Source organism: Thermococcus sp. 4557 (genome assembly GCF_000221185.1).
Classification (GTDB): domain Archaea; phylum Methanobacteriota_B; class Thermococci; order Thermococcales; family Thermococcaceae; genus Thermococcus.
Map to the genome: position 1 here is coordinate 1,591,611 of NC_015865.1, position 14,417 is coordinate 1,606,027.

17 protein-coding genes are annotated in these 14,417 nt (G+C 55.4%); 3 read left to right on the forward strand and 14 right to left on the reverse strand.

Annotated elements, in window-relative coordinates; genetic code table 11:
• Positions 1-22: 22 nt before the first annotated feature.
• The 4 genes from GQS_RS08390 to GQS_RS08405 form a co-directional block, all read right to left on the reverse strand.
• Positions 23-391 (reverse strand): hypothetical protein, encoded by a 369-nt coding sequence (locus tag GQS_RS08390; protein WP_014013256.1) that lies wholly within the window; start codon positions 389-391, stop codon positions 23-25.
• Positions 392-623: 232 nt separating this feature from the next.
• Entirely contained in the window at positions 624-1,121 is a 498-nt protein-coding gene (locus GQS_RS08395; protein ID WP_014013257.1) for a hypothetical protein, read from the reverse strand.
• Positions 1,122-1,199: 78 nt separating this feature from the next.
• Positions 1,200-1,448 (reverse strand): PLDc N-terminal domain-containing protein, encoded by a 249-nt coding sequence (locus GQS_RS08400; protein WP_014013258.1) that lies wholly within the window; start codon positions 1,446-1,448, stop codon positions 1,200-1,202.
• Positions 1,449-1,528: 80 nt separating this feature from the next.
• Positions 1,529-2,698 (reverse strand): aldo/keto reductase, encoded by a 1,170-nt coding sequence (locus tag GQS_RS08405; protein WP_014013259.1) that lies wholly within the window; start codon positions 2,696-2,698, stop codon positions 1,529-1,531.
• A gap of 318 nt (positions 2,699-3,016) precedes the next feature.
• Between GQS_RS08405 and GQS_RS08410 the strand changes: the two genes are divergently transcribed.
• Positions 3,017-3,634 carry an MBL fold metallo-hydrolase gene (locus tag GQS_RS08410; RefSeq protein ID WP_014013260.1) on the forward strand — a complete coding sequence of 206 codons (618 nt, stop codon included), beginning with the start codon at positions 3,017-3,019 and terminating at the stop codon, positions 3,632-3,634.
• A gap of 48 nt (positions 3,635-3,682) precedes the next feature.
• Here GQS_RS08410 and GQS_RS08415 read toward each other — a convergent pair whose 3' ends face one another.
• On the reverse strand, positions 3,683-5,026 hold the full coding sequence (locus tag GQS_RS08415; protein WP_014013261.1) for a cyclic 2,3-diphosphoglycerate synthase: 1,344 nt from the start codon (positions 5,024-5,026) through the stop codon (positions 3,683-3,685).
• A 190-nt stretch (positions 5,027-5,216) separates the two neighbouring features.
• A complete protein-coding gene (locus GQS_RS08420; protein WP_014013262.1) occupies positions 5,217-5,654 on the reverse strand; it encodes an aminoacyl-tRNA deacylase in 438 nt (145 codons plus the stop codon).
• Positions 5,655-5,719: 65 nt separating this feature from the next.
• Here GQS_RS08420 and GQS_RS08425 point away from each other — a divergent pair, with 65 nt between their 5' ends.
• A complete protein-coding gene (locus GQS_RS08425) occupies positions 5,720-6,175 on the forward strand; it encodes an alanyl-tRNA editing protein (RefSeq protein WP_014013263.1) in 456 nt (151 codons plus the stop codon).
• A gap of 2 nt (positions 6,176-6,177) precedes the next feature.
• On the opposite strand, the gene GQS_RS08430 is transcribed toward GQS_RS08425, so the two are convergent.
• The 8 genes from GQS_RS08430 to GQS_RS08465 are packed head-to-tail and all read right to left on the reverse strand — an operon-like array spanning position 6,178 to position 12,347.
• Positions 6,178-6,606, reverse strand: a complete 429-nt coding sequence (locus GQS_RS08430) for a type II toxin-antitoxin system VapC family toxin (RefSeq protein ID WP_014013264.1) — start codon at positions 6,604-6,606, stop codon at positions 6,178-6,180.
• Positions 6,591-6,851 (reverse strand): hypothetical protein, encoded by a 261-nt coding sequence (locus GQS_RS08435; RefSeq protein WP_048056559.1) that lies wholly within the window; start codon positions 6,849-6,851, stop codon positions 6,591-6,593. Before GQS_RS08435 ends, GQS_RS08430 begins: the two co-directional genes overlap by 16 nt.
• A gap of 42 nt (positions 6,852-6,893) precedes the next feature.
• Entirely contained in the window at positions 6,894-7,682 is a 789-nt protein-coding gene (locus tag GQS_RS08440; protein WP_014013266.1) for an extradiol dioxygenase, read from the reverse strand.
• A 4-nt stretch (positions 7,683-7,686) separates the two neighbouring features.
• Positions 7,687-8,817: a threonine synthase gene (gene thrC, locus GQS_RS08445; RefSeq protein ID WP_014013267.1), complete on the reverse strand. Its 1,131-nt coding sequence runs from the start codon at positions 8,815-8,817 to the stop codon at positions 7,687-7,689.
• Position 8,818: 1 nt separating this feature from the next.
• A complete protein-coding gene (locus GQS_RS08450) occupies positions 8,819-9,910 on the reverse strand; it encodes a DUF4157 domain-containing protein (RefSeq protein WP_014013268.1) in 1,092 nt (363 codons plus the stop codon).
• Positions 9,911-9,964: 54 nt separating this feature from the next.
• Positions 9,965-10,567 (reverse strand): archaeal proteasome endopeptidase complex subunit beta, encoded by a 603-nt coding sequence (gene psmB, locus GQS_RS08455; protein WP_014013269.1) that lies wholly within the window; start codon positions 10,565-10,567, stop codon positions 9,965-9,967.
• Between the two features lie 35 nt (positions 10,568-10,602).
• Positions 10,603-11,331 carry an ABC transporter ATP-binding protein gene (locus tag GQS_RS08460; RefSeq protein ID WP_048056659.1) on the reverse strand — a complete coding sequence of 243 codons (729 nt, stop codon included), beginning with the start codon at positions 11,329-11,331 and terminating at the stop codon, positions 10,603-10,605.
• Positions 11,332-11,333: 2 nt separating this feature from the next.
• Positions 11,334-12,347 (reverse strand): iron ABC transporter permease, encoded by a 1,014-nt coding sequence (locus tag GQS_RS08465; protein WP_014013271.1) that lies wholly within the window; start codon positions 12,345-12,347, stop codon positions 11,334-11,336.
• A gap of 93 nt (positions 12,348-12,440) precedes the next feature.
• On the opposite strand from GQS_RS08465, the gene GQS_RS08470 reads away from it, so the two are divergent.
• Positions 12,441-14,387: a hypothetical protein gene (locus GQS_RS08470; protein ID WP_083818285.1), complete on the forward strand. Its 1,947-nt coding sequence runs from the start codon at positions 12,441-12,443 to the stop codon at positions 14,385-14,387.
• Positions 14,388-14,417 lie beyond the last annotated feature (30 nt).

Sequence of the window (14,417 nt, forward strand, 5' to 3'; positions counted from 1 at the left end):
ATCGGGAGGAGTGGGAGCGACCTCAGGTTTCCTTTGCCTTTTTCATGCCGATTTCGACGCCCTTGGCGATGGCTTCTTGGAGGAGCTGTTGAGTTTTAAAAAACCGGTACCTTCTATACGCGAGAATTCCAATAACCAATGCAGTAAACGCGGCAAAGCCGTCTATAATTGCCAGATAAGGACTTTCAGAAAGATAATACGCCAGCGGATTAAACAGAAAACCGAGAGCCCAGATGGTCAAGGAGCTCTTGTACATTTCTTCCGAGTCTTTTAAGGATTCTCCTAAAATACTGCCCTTTTTTCGTTGGACATCCCAAATGCCAAGAAATACCATAAACGCATAAACCAGGCCAGAGAAATAACCGACCACAGCGGCGGCTGTATCGTACATTTCCCTCCTCCCTCCGGGTATTTATAGATTTCCCTCCTCCCGGAGGGTATAATACTGTGGGGACGTAGTTGTGTCACAACTTCCCAGAAACGCCGTGAAAAGGGGGTAATAACCCGCCCAAGTTCATCGGCTCCGCCTTCGGCGGCACTCCCCGGGCAGGATAAGTTGGACGTTATCCCTAAAAGGCTTCCGGTGGTTGTCAGCGGCGGGTGTGGACGGGTATCCGCTCTGGTTACCTCACTCTCTTCAGCCTTGTACTCGCGAACACGAGCAGCTCATCGTTTACGTAGACGCTGCCGGTCATCACGGCTTCTTTATCGCTCAGGAAGTAGTAGTGAGTGGTGTTGCGCCTGCGTTCGATGGTTCCGTCCTTTCCAACTGCCTCGTAGAGTTCCACTATGTATATCTGATCTTCGGTAACGATACCCTCAAAGGAATGATTTCTGATTTCCTCGGCAGTGTTCGGGTCTTCGGCCTCTTCCCCCACCCATAACAGCCGGCTCCCATCGAGTCTCATTCGTGCAATCCCTACGTAATCGCTCTTTGTTCCGTCTGGTCTCACAAAGAAGTTCCTCTGGATTATGGTGCCCCCTGGAGTGGCTTCAACCTCGATTATCATCTTCCCGCGCTGTGTGATTCCTCCCATCTGGTTAACGTAGTTTGAAAACTCCCCTTCCCAGACACCATTGTTTTTCAAAAAAGCGTCCGTTTTGCTGACGGTTTCGTTCATTACGGCCCCTCCCTCATTCAGTGGTTCCATCTCATTTCCGGTCTATAAAGGATTTTCTGCATTGCATTTGGTCCCTGATCAGTAGACGGGCGGCTCCTCGCGGTTCTCCTCGTATTTGCCATTTCTCTTGACGAGCAGGTAGTACACCAGCGCTCCCAGTATCGTGAAGAGGAACGCCAGGACTATCCAGATGACCTTTTCAACGTCCGGCATTCTCTTCTGCTTTGTGAGGACGTCGTAGATGACCCACACAAGGGCGAGCAGCTGGAGGCTCATCAGGAGGATACCTAGTAGGTATAATGCGCCGAAGAATACCATTTCGCCCATGCAATCACCCTCATAAAAACGAGGAGAATAAATAAAAGGTTTCCTTTGGTTCAGAAAGATATGAAAATTTGAAAAAGAGGTCAAAGAGCATCTAGTGGGATTACTTTTCGCAGCTGGGCTTGGATGTCCTTTAGTTTTTCGCTAACATCTTCTTTATCCAACTCCTTCCTCAAACTGTAGAGTTCATAGAAAATTGGTAGTATCTCCTTCTCCTCGATAATGCCAAGAGAAACTGCAGTTTCAATAACATATATCAAATCAACGAAATCTCTTTGAGGTTCTTGGAGGGGTTCGATGAGAATTTGTTTTATGGATTCTTTCTGCTTCTGCCTTAGCCACTCATCTTCTCTCTTAAAAAACTCCTCCAGCTCTCTCAAATCCTCTTTGGGGATCTCCCATCCACTCGCCTCAACGTTCTCTTCTAAATGCTTTACTGTTGAAGGTCCGGTTAGGGCACATATTACCCCCTCATGGGCAAGAACCCAAGCAATGGCAACTTGTACTAGGGTCTTACCGTATTTTTCTCCCAACTCGGCAAACTTTTTGGCTATTCTCAAGCCGTGTTGAAAGCGTTCCCTCTGGAAAAGTGGGTCTAAATAGCGTATATCCTCAGGTTCAAACTGTTGGTTTTCTTTAAACTTCCCTGCGAGCAAGCCTCTTCCCGTTGTGCTGAAAGCAATGATTCCCAAATTGTATTTCCTGTAAAGTGGTAAAAGTTTTTCATACGATTCTCTTGCAACTGCACTAAACTCTGCAAGAACTGAGAAAGGCTTTCCAAGCCTGCAGTATTCCTCCGTAACATCTAAAGGCAAGTGCCCAACACCATAATGTCTAATTTTTCCCTCTTCAATAAGATCTTCCAGCGCTTCAATGGTTTCCTCTATTGGCGTAGTTGGGTCATGGAAGTGAACTTGGTAGAGGTCGATATAATCGGTCTGGAGTCTCTTGAGGCTCTCCTCACAGGCTTTTTTGATGTAGTCTTTGGAGAGGTTTGGCTTTATGCCGCTCCTAACCCCCACTTTCGTAGCTATATAAATGTCTTCACGGAAGGGTTTTACAATCTCTCCCAAAATTTCCTCAGCGTTCCCATAGGCTTCCGCAGTGTCAAAGAAGTTAATCCCAAGTTCATAGGCACGGTGAATCATTCTCTTGAACTCTTCAAGATTTTTTACTCCATAAACCCCGCTTAAAGAGTACGTACCAATCCCTATCTCGGAAATTCTCAAACCCCTATGCTTTCGATATTCCATAAATTTGCCCCCCTACCATTCGGAGTTATTTCAAGCTCTGCAAAAATGTGTTTTTATCGCTTAGATTATATTGCGCTGCATTATGCTATTGTTTCTACCTATTTTGCAAAAGGTATATAAGGGTTTGTCAAAATCACAGCTAACTCTTTGAAAATAATCATGACTCTGGGGAAGGTTTTGATATGGAGATTATAATACTTGGTTCAGGAGTGACAACGGTGTTCCAAAACCCCTGTGCACCTGTGAGAACTGCTCGAGGGCCAGAAAGTCCCCCTCATACCGGCGAACACGTTTTTCGGCGTATATCCTGAGATTAACGTGCTGATAGACCCCTCGCCCGATCTGCACTACCACCCGGAGCGCTTGAACAAAAAGATAGAGCACATTTTCATCACCCACGCCCACTTTGACCACATAGGTGGACTTCCTGAACTTCAGATTTTTAAACACATTAAGCTTTACGGGCATCCTAAAAGCCTCGAGGTAGCGAAATACCTGCAAAAGCTTTTTGTCGGGGAGAGCAGGTGGCACTGGGAGTATCTTCCACTGGAATTCAACAGGTGGTACGACTTTGGCTTTAAGGTTTACCACTTTAGAGTCGCCCATCAGCCGATAGAAGCTGAGGGGGGATTTATACTCCAAATCGAGAGCACCAAGATAGTTATCACCGGTGATACCGGCCCGGAGGTACTTAAGGATGAAAGAACTCTGGAAGAAATGAGGGGTGTTGATCTGCTCATTGCGGACATGACGCACAGGCATTCAATTTCGGGAGTTCATCTTGGGGTTGATGATGCGGTGAGGCTGGCACAGCAGGTAAACGCAAAGAAGACAGTTTTTGCCCACATCAGCCACACGAACTACGCCCACGAAGAGCTTAAAGAAAGGGTAAGGCCATATATGGTGGCTAGGGACTTCATGCACGTGCACGTTTAGAGAAATTGTGCATTAAAGTAAACGAAAGAGAGCAAGAAAGAGAGAAGCTCACTCCTTCTTGACGTGCTTCTCGACGAACTCCTTGAGGACGTCCCTGAGCTTCGGCTCGCCGATCTCCTCGAGCTCGTACCTGACCCTGACGGCCGGCTTGTTGAGCTTCATGACGCGGCGGAGGTCGATGGGGGTACCCATGATGACGACGTCGGCGTCGGCCCTGTTGATGGTCTCCTCGAGCTCCCTAATCTGCTTCTCGCCGTAGCCCATGGCCGGCAGGATGACGTCGAGGTGGCTGTACTTCTTGTAGGTGTCGATGATCGAGCCGACGGCGTAGGGCCTCGGGTCGATTATTTCCTTGGCTCCGTACTTCTTGGCGGCGATGTAACCGGCACCGTACTTCATGCCGCCGTGGGTGAGGGTCGGGCCGTCCTCGACGACGAGAACGCGCTTGCCCTTGATGAGCTCCGGCTGGTCGACGTAGAGCGGTGAGGCACCGTCGATGACGACCGCGTTCGGGTTGATCTTCTCGATGCTCTCGCGGACGGTCTGTATGTCGTCCCTGTTGGCGGTGTCAATCTTGTTGATGATTATGACATCGGCGGCGCGGAAGTTGGTCTCACCGGGGTGGTACTTGAGCTCGTGGCCCGGCCTGTGCGGGTCGGTGACGACTATCCAGAGGTCCGGAACGTAGAACGGGAAGTCGTTGTTTCCGCCGTCCCAGAGGATGATGTCGGCCTCCTTCTCGGCCTCGCGGAGGATCTTCTCGTAGTCAACGCCGGCATAAACCACCATGCCCCTGTCGATGTAGGGCTCGTACTCCTCGCGCTCCTCGATGGTGCACTCGTGCTTGTCGAGGTCCTCGTAGCTGGCGAAGCGCTGGACGATCTGCTTCCTGAGGTCGCCGTAGGGCATCGGGTGCCTGATGGCGACGACCTTGTAGCCCATCTCCTGGAGGATCTGGGCGACCTTCCTGCTGGTCTGACTCTTTCCACAGCCGGTTCTGACGGCGGTAACAGCTATGACCGGCTTGGTGGATTTGAGCATGGTGCTCTTCGGGCCGAGGAGCCAGAAGTCGGCACCAGCTGAGTGGGCCCTGCTGGCGAGGTGCATGACGTGCTCGTGCGGAACGTCGGAGTAGGCGAAGACGACGACGTCGATGTCGTGCTCCTTGATTATCTTCTCCATGTCATCCTCGCTCCAGATCGGAATCCCGTTCGGGTAGAGCTCACCGGCGAGCTCGGGCGGGTAGACCCTGCCCTCGATGTCCGGAATCTGAGTGGCGGTGAAGGCAACGACCTCGTAGTCGGGGTTGTCGCGGAAGAACACGTTGAAGTTGTGGAAGTCCCTTCCGGCGGCGCCCAAAATGAGAACCCTCTTCCTCTTCTTCTCGGCCATTTTTGACCACCTCAAAAGTTTTTAATCAGGCACTGGTGTATCGTTTTTGGCATTTATAACGGTTTTTGTTTAATGGTGCAAGCTCCTGGCGGGGATTATTCGGTGCGGCCATCAGTGAACTGAAAAACATTCAAGCACGGCTGAATAATCTCCGTTTGAATTTACCTGTGGGGTTGATAACCTGGCCCGGTTATTCCCTAACGTCCATTACCTCCGCCCGCTGGTACTCGATGATCCTTTCCGGCCTTATCCTGATGAGCCTGTCGACGGCCCCTCCCCCGCCGATGACGTGCTCGTTCTCCAGAACCCGCGGGTCGATTATCGTCCTGAGCGGCACGCCGACGGGAGGAACGCCTCCGACATCGTAGCCAGTGAGCTCCTTGACTTCCTTTGCTTTGGCGAACCTGCACTTTCCGAACCTTTTCTCCAGCTTCGGTAGGCTGACCCTCGACTCGCCGTCGACTATGACGAGAAGAGGCTCACTCTCGCTTATGATGACAAGCGACTTTATAACCTGCTTTCTGGCAACGCCCGCCTCCCTCGTGGCCTGCTCGACGGTCTTGACGGGCCTTCCGATTTCGAGAATCTCGGCCCCCAGTTCCTTCGCGATTTCCTCGATTCTTTCCATGCCAACACCCAAGCCGAGTACCGCGCAATCGTTAATAAGTCCTCCGAGAATATGGAACGATGCCTATGTCGTCGGTTGAGGTTAGAACCCACACTGCACTGCACGTGGTTAAAGGAGCTGTCGTCAAGGTTCTGGGCGAAAACGCCAAGTGGACGGCGAGCGTTTACGTGGACGGAAACCACGGAAGGCTGGCCGTCAAGTTCGACAGGAAGCCAACGCCCGAGGAGGTTGCCGAGATAGAGCGCCTCGCCAACGAGAAGGTAAAAGAGAACGCCCCGGTTCGCGTTTACGAGCTGCCCAGGGACGAGGCCGAGAAGCGCTTCGGAGAGGACATGTACGACCTCTTCCCGATTCCACCTGAGGTAAGGACCCTCAGGGTCGTCGTCATCGAGGGCTGGAACGTCAACGCCTGCAACAAGGAGCACACCGCAACGACGGGAGAAATCGGGGAGGTAAAAATCAGAAAGGTCCGCTTTAGGAGGAGCAAGGAGCTGCTTGAGATAAGCTTTGACGTCATGTAATCTCAGGGAACCATAACGAAGCCGTGAACCGCGAAGTCGCTGTCGAAGGTAAAGGCTTTTCTAATTCCAAGCCTCTCCATTATCGCGAAGGCCAGGCTGTCGAAGAGGTCTATCCCCCGCTGGTCGCGGTACTTGAAGAAAAGCTCCCAGGCCCTCTCCCAGTCCGCTTCGGTTTCCTTCTCGGTGAATATGAATCTGCTCGCCGTGTAGAGCCGGTACTGCTCCTCGGCTACGTCTTTCCCAACGTGCTTTGCGACACCGTTCAGGAACTCCATCAATGTAGGCCTGCCGATTACGAAGACCGAACCTTCGCTGACGGCGTCTCTAAAGAAGCTCAAGGCTCTCTCGTGCTCCGGGTCGTCCCTGATGAGGAGGGCTATCATGGCGCTCGTGTCCATGTAAAACAGCTCAGGTTTCAATGGCTTCGCCATTCAACCACTCCCCAGTCCTCATCGTGGCTGGTCTTCTTGCCCTTGAGCTCAACCACGCCGAAGGCCTTCCAGATAGGGTCTTTTTCCACTTCCTCTGCCGTTATCTCGGCGTTCTTCATAAGATACTCCTCTATGGCCTCTTGAAGTATCTCCTTTATGGGCTTCCCCTCCCTGAGCGACAGGGCCTTGAGCATGGAGTAAAGGCTCTCATCAATCTCGGTCTGCACATGTTTTGTAGATGACATGAAACCACCATAAACATGAAGAGAAGAGGAACATTTAAACCTTCACGTCCTCAGCCACAGCGCCCCGGCCATTCCGAAGTAGGTCGGGCAGGCGTAGGCGGTTTCCCTCACCTCCATTGGGACCCTTTTCAGAAGCCCGTGGAGGACGATGAGCTGCCAGTAGCTGTCCACCAGGGCCTTTCTCACGAGCTCTTCGGGGATTTCCATGAGCCTTTCCAGCCTGTTTTCCGAGAGGATCTCCATGACGAGCCTGTCGTACTCCTCGCTCTCCTTCACCTTTCCGTACGGTCCCTTCTCGCTGTGTCCATGTCCGTGGTCGGCGCTGGCTATGAAGGCCACCCTCTTCTCGCTCCCCTCTACGACCTCCGCGATAATCTCGCCGAAGCGAACGAGGGCTTCTCTGGACACGTTTCTGGCCGGGGTCAGGAGAACGAGCGGCTTCTTTTCGAGGAACTGCAGGGGTATGAGCTCTCCCCAGCTCAGCGGCCAGCGCGAGTAGTCCCCGCTCAGCGCTGCGAAGTTCATGTCCACCACGGGCAGGCCGGCCCTCTTCGCCGCCTCGTAGATTTTCCTCGCGAGGTCTCTCTCGGTCTCCCATTCTCCGGGAAGCTCTTTGCCCTCGAAGCCGAGCCACGAGACGAGATGCTCGGCCATGACCACGCCGAGGTGGTCGCTCATCCGGACGTTGTGCGGGCTTATGAGGATGTAGACATCAGCTCCTTTGAACTCCTCGCCGATCTTCCTGAGAACCTCTGTGAGTCTTCTCGTCTCATCGTCCTCCGGCTCCAGGACGGGGTTCCCGTGGGGCATAACCGCGGCTCCAATCAGCATGGTATCACCTCAAACAGCTTTCCAGCATCCCGAGCGGGCACTCCTCTATTTTTCCAGTTGGCGCGTCCTTCAGCGTTCTCAAGCCCGAGCCGGTGAGGATGGAGACGACTTTGGCACCGCTTGGAAGGTCGAGCCTCTCCAGCGCCGCTATGCCTGTCGCACTCGCCGGTTGGACGAAGAGGCCTTCGCCGGCGAGCTTCCTCTGAGCTTCGAGTATCTCACCGTCGGAAACGGATACACAGCTCCAGCCGAAGTCCCGCATGAGCCTTAGAACCGCGTTCCCGCTCGGCGGATACGGGTTGGCTATGGCCTTAGCTATGGTCTTGGGATTTTCAAAGCGCTTGATCTTCTCCCTGCCCTCCTTAAAAGCCCTGCATATCGGCGAACAGCCCTCCGCCTGAACCGCTATGAGGGTGGGGAGGTCATCGATGAGCCCGCTCTCGTGGAGCTCGATGAAGCCTTTGGCTATTCCCCGGAAGAGCCCGCCCGAGCTGGTTGGAATTAGAACGTAGTCCGGGCTTATCTCCTCGGCTATCTCGAAGGCTATGCCCTTGTAGCCCTCGATTCTGAAGGGGTTGTCCGAGTTCATGAAGTAGACCCCGAGCCTTTCTCCCAACTTCAGGCTCTCGAAGTAGAGTCTCCCGTAGTCGCCGTGAACCCTGATGACCTCGCTGCCGTAAACCGAAACGGCCTTCAGCTTCTCGTCGCTCGCGCTCTCGGAGACGAGGATTTTGGCCTCTAATCCAAAGCGGGAAGCGTAGGCCGAAACGCTCGCCGCCATATTTCCTGTGGAGACGGTTCCAACGGTTTTGTAGCCGGCCTTTAGGGCGTAGCTCATCGCCAGAAAAGTGCCCCTGTCCTTGAAGCTCCACGTCGGGTTTACTGTCTCGTTCTTGAGGTAGAGCTTCACTCCAAGCTCTTCGCCGAGCCTCGACTTCACAAGGGGCGTGTCTCCCTCGCCGAGGGAGAACTCCAGAGCAGGCTCCACCGGCCAGAAGTCCCAGAACCGCTCCCAGACGCTCTTTCCTATGTACGGCTCGCCCGTGAACCTTTCAAACTCGACCGGCTCGCCGCATTCACACCTCTGAACCGGTTCGTCGTAGGTCTTTCCACAGATGGGGCAGACCAGCTTCACATCAGTCCCTCCTTTCGGCGATCAGGAGAACGGAGTTCCCTTCAATCCTTATCGTGTAGTTCGCGTAAGTGTTGCCCTCCGCGAGCCTGGAGAGAGTTTCCCCAAAGGTCTTCGCGGCGTTCTCGCTTGAGAAGACGACCTTCCACTGGAGGATGTAGCCCGTCGCGTTCTGGGTTAGGAGGAGCCTGTCCCCGCGCCACGCACTCGAAACGTTCCAGGCGGTCTCGTTGTCTAGCTTCGCAACGTCCCTGAGGAGGAGGTAGACGTAGTACTCGCCGAGCCTGTCCTCCTTGAGAATCCGTGAGTTCGGCGGTGCGCCCAGGGTGACGTTGAGGGGGGTAACGTTTTCGAGGTACAGCTCCGGGTGCATGACCTGCTGCGCCGAGACCGGATAGCGGAGGTACGCCTCGTTAACGAGACTCCAGCCGCCTTTCTCGTAGAGGTACCTCACGAATCTGTCGCCGAAGACGTAGGGGAAGATGTGAAGGTCCGTGAGTGGATTGCCGCTCAGCGAGCGTATCTTATGAATCGGTATCCCGTTCCTCTCGCAGTAGAGGTCGGCGACGAGGTCTGCGTCGCCCTCGATGAGGGACTGAACAGCTATGGTGCCGTCGTAGGTGTCGGCGCCGTACTTCGCGTCGAACCACTGCTTCTGGAGCACGTGAACGCTCTCGTGGGCTATCGTCCTCCTGGCTGTGTCCTGGTCGGACATGAAGTTCTCCTGGATGATGTAGATAGTATTCCCCACCGTCGCGGCTATCCATCCCGCGCTCCGCTCCGTTTCTTTTTTGATGTACTGATAATTCGGGGGGAGGAGAAGGGTCATCTTGTAGGTCAGCTCTTCTATTTTCATCCTCTCGATGTCCGCTTTGCCGGGCTTCCATTTGGCCAGGGCCTCGCTCTTCGTGAGAACCACTATCTTCGGCCTCTCCTTGAATGTGAGGTTCCTTATCTCCTGAACCTGGTCGAGTATCCCGTTTACCTCTCCGAGAACCGCGCTTGGGCTGACGGTTAGCCTTTCAGCTGCGTAGAGCGACGATACGAGCAGGATTATCAGCCCGAGAACCGCCAGCTTTTCTGGGAGATTCCGCATGTTACCAACTCGAAAAGAGAATTAAAAAGGGCTTTGGTGCGACCGTTGAACGGTTCACTCCTTGAACTCAACGAACTCCTCCTTCATGCCGTCCTTCGTTATGACAACGACCTGAACCTTCCTGTCGCCGGTGTAAACGTCCCTCTTTCCGGCGGTTCTGACGGCCCTGACCGCGAGCTCCTTCGCCTCTTCGACGCTCATGTCCTTCTTGAAGCCATCCTCAAGGACGGCTATGGCGAAGGGGCTTCCCGAGCCGGTTGCGGTGTAGTCGTCGAAGACGAGGCCTCCCATCGCGTCGAGGTTGGCCAGGGTTGGCTCGTCAACGTAGCCGCCGATGATTATCTGGACGAGGTATGGGAACCACTTGTTCTCGTTGAGTATGTTGCTGAGCAGGTTCGCCATCGCCCTCGTGGTCATCGGCCTGTTCCAGGTGAACTGGTAGTAGCGCGCCTCGGCCTCGAGCATCCTCGCCAGGGCCTGGACGTCGCCGACGCTTCCCGCGGTGGTTATCGCTATCCTGTCTGTGATAGGGACTATCTTCCTGATGTTGAGGGTCTCGACCATGTGGTCGAGTGAAGCCTGCGTATCAGCGGCCAGAACAACGCCGTCTCTGGCCTTTATTCCCACGGTGGTGGTACCGGTCTTCTTAGTTTCCATTCTCTCACCCCTGACCCATCTTCTCACCCGACGTTTTAAACCTTTGCGAGTTCCGGCAGAACGACCCTGTGACCATCGACCTCAGCTATCCTCGCCTTCACCCCGTAGACTTCCTCAAGAACCTCAGGTTCCAGTTCTCCGGGGGCTCCCTCCCAGTATTTGCCGCCTTGGTGGAGCAGAATCAGCCTGTCCGCGTAGCGAAGGGCCAGGTTGAGGTCGTGGAGGACCGCCACAATTATCTTCTCCTCCTTGAGGCCCTTCAGCAGCTCCATCACCATGAGGGCGTGGTTTATATCCAGGTGGCTCGTCGGCTCGTCCAGGAGTATTGCCTCGCTCCCCTGCGCAAGCGCCCTGGCCACGAGGGCCAGCTGGTACTCGCCGCCGCTCAGGTTCGTAACCGGCTCCTTCCTGCGCTCCCAGAGCCCGACGCGCTTTAAAGCCGCCTCAACGTTGCCCCTTGTTGCATAGGCGCCCATCTCAACGAACTCCTCGATGGTGAAGGCGAACTCGGGGAAGGAGCTCTGCGGGACGTAGGTTATGAGCCTTGCCCTCTCCGGCGGCCTCATTAAGAGAAGGTCCCTTCCGTCGAGCCTCACACTCCCCCTCGGTCTCAGAATCCCGACCATGGCCTTCAGCAGGGTGCTCTTTCCGGCACCGTTCGGCCCGATTATCGCGAGGAGCTCACCCTTCTCCGCCGTGAACTCGACGCCCTTCAGGACCTCCCTCTCGCCGTAGGCGAAGGAAACCCTAACCTCCAGCCTCATCTTCATGAGTACAGCTCACCCCTCTTGTGCTTCATCAGGAGGTAGAGGAAGAAGGGCGCCCCCATCAGGGCGGTTATTATGCCCACCGGCAGTTCAGTCGGCTTTGCGACGGTTCTGGCGAGCAGGTCTGCAAAGACGAGGAGAACGCCCCCGAAGAGGGCGCTCGCGGGGGTCAGGCTTCTGTGGTTCGGGCCGAGGAGGAGGCGCATTATGTGAGGACTGACGAGGCCGATGAAGCCGATTATTCCCGCGGTCGAGACTGCGAAGGCCGTTAGAACCGCTATTGCTCCGATGAAGAGCTTTCTGTAGAGGTGCAGGTCGAGGCCAAGCGCTATGCTCTCCTCGCCCAGGAGGATGAGGTTCAGCTCGCGCCACTTCCATATCAGGAAGCCCGTCCCCAGGGCGGAGACGACGAACATCTCGCCAACGTCGCCCCAGCCGGCGCCGTTGAACGTTCCCATGAGCCACATCCATGTGACGTGGGCCCTCTCCCCCTGGCTTATGATGAGGTACCACGTTACCGCGTTCGCCAGAAAGCCGTACGCTATTCCCGCCAGGAGGAGGGTGTCGACCGGGACGTGGCCATCGACCCGTGAGACGGAGTAAACTATGAAGACCGAGAGCAGGGCGGAGGCGAGGGCGAGGGAGCCCATGTGGGAGGGGGCGTAGATGGCACCCAGCGCGGCCCCGATTCCGGCGCCGGCGCTAACACCGATGATGTAGGGGTCCGCCAGCGGGTTTCTGAAGAGGGCCTGACTGGCAACGCCGGCTGAGGCGAGGGAGAGCCCGACGAGATAAGCCAGGAGAACCCTCGGGAGGCGGAGCTCCCATATTATAACGAAGTACCTCGGCTTTTCGCCCAGGTTGGTCTGGGTGAAGTGGGAGAGCGTCGATTTTATTCCATAGGCTATGCTGGCGGTAACGTCGAACGGGCTTATGCCCACGGAGCCCACGTAGACCCCAAGGAACAGCACGGTTGTTGAGAGCAGTGCCAGCGCGGGGAGCCATCTCCTCATGGGGTCGGATTATTTGTCCAGGCGTTTAAAGCTTTTGGGTGCGGTGCTCGAAAGGAAAAGATAAATAGTTCGGGGTTGTAGTGTGTAGGGGTGATGGGTACGAATAAAACCGCCGCGCTTTTTACGACGCTGTTATTGCTTGTCCTGGTTTTGCCGGTCGCGTCCCCGACCGTGATAGTGACCGCTCCTCAGCCCCCAATAGTGATAGTGGGCAACCCCCCGGAGGGTTCAACGGTTGCGCCGTACACGGAGTACACCATCTATTTCCTCGTCGCCGACGACTACGGTGTCACAACGGGCCTGGGCAAGATTGAGGCGTACTACCGAATAAACGGAGGGGAGTGGACTGAGGCCTACCTGAGAACGACGGCTGAGAACACCATTACTGCGGCCCTCAGAGCCAGGTTCTATGGGGAGACCCAGAATTTCTACGTGTTCTACCGCAGGTTCACCATACCCGGGGCGGCTCCGGGAAGCAGGGTGGAGTTCAAAATAAAGGTCACCGACGTTGAGAACCACGTCTCATTTAGCCCCGTCTACACGTACTACGTCGTCAATCCAGAGGGCCCGAGGGTTCTTATAGTTGATCCCTCAGTTGAAGCCCTGGCATTCGAGCGTTCCTTTGACTGGGTCACCGCGCAGGTAAACGCATCCCGGGCATTCTATCACTACAATCTTTCGGATTTTGAGGCCGTCCTCGGACCCCTCAACAGGGGTGCGGGACAGTTCCTTGGGGAGCACCACTGGGAGTTCCTCGCGAAGGACTACAACATCAGCATCGTCTCCCCCGACGAGCTCCCCGAAGCCCTCGAGAGGTTCCAGCCGCAGGTCGTTGTACTATCAAACCTGTGGGTGCCGGACTGGGGCCTGGACAGCGGGGAGATGAACGCCCTTGAGGACTACCTCCGGTCAACCCATGCCGGTCTGATAGTCACCGCCGGAACCCTGCTGGACTCCACGAATCCCCAGCACATAGGCTCACCCGGAAATGTCAGCGTTGCCTCGATGCTCCGCATGGAGCCGCTCCAGCTTGCCGTGGCTGTCAGGGACGCACTCAACATGAGCGACGTCCCTGTGATGACGATGAACGTGAACACGGGCTACCCCATGATGCTCATGAAGCAGGGGCCCTTCGACGGCGGGCAGGTTAGTTTGAACGTCTCCACCGTCGTCGGCTGGCAGTGCCTTCTGCCCGAGACCCAGCTCGGTATTTCAAAGAGGAGCCTTGTGAAGTTCGCTAACGAGAACGGGCTGAGGCTCCGCCAGGCGGAGGGTGCTGTGGAAGGGCTGACCGGACAGAAATTCAACTTCTCGGCAGCGGCTTCCCTTCTCCTTCCGGAGGTTCTCACGAAGGTTTCGGTCTCGGACAGCGGGGTGGCGTTTGAGCACAACGGAACAGTGATGGAGCTGAGCTTTGAGAGGAAGTTCCTTGAAAGGCTGAGGCTCCTCCGTGCCGTTGGGGGGAGATACCCTGTCCTCCTGGCGCGCACCTCTGACTACAGCGGGGCCATACTGGCCAGCGATGGGGACTACCGGGCCGCATACGTCTCGTTCGAGCTTGAAGCCGGTGGTAAAGATGAGTTCAATGTCCTGAAGGAGCTCATCGACTGGAGCATCTCCTATGCCGAGCCTGAGAAGCCGGAGGTAGTGGTACTTGCCAACGATATCGACTGGAGCATAAAAGGTAAACTCCTCGCCTCTCAGCTCGAGGCGCTGGGCTTTCCTGTGAAACGGGTCACTGCTGATGAGTTCGACTCCCACAAGGACGCCGGGGTGGTGGTGATACTCGGAGGCCCGGATGCCTACGACGGTGTTGGGGCCTACGTGCGGCAGGTTCTGAGCGCGGAGGAGCAGAACGCGGTTCGGACTGGGAAGGCAGGAATGTTCATAAGGACGGGCGTTTGGAGTAGCGGACAGGTTGTCATCGTCCTCGCCGGGGATGACAGGTGGGGAACGGGAGACAAGATAACGGCCTACATGGAGGGGGTCGATTTCGACTACGCGGAGATGCTCACTGGGGTTGTTGCCTCAATTTCGTGAGTTCCCTGTTTTTGTTTATTATCTCCTTTT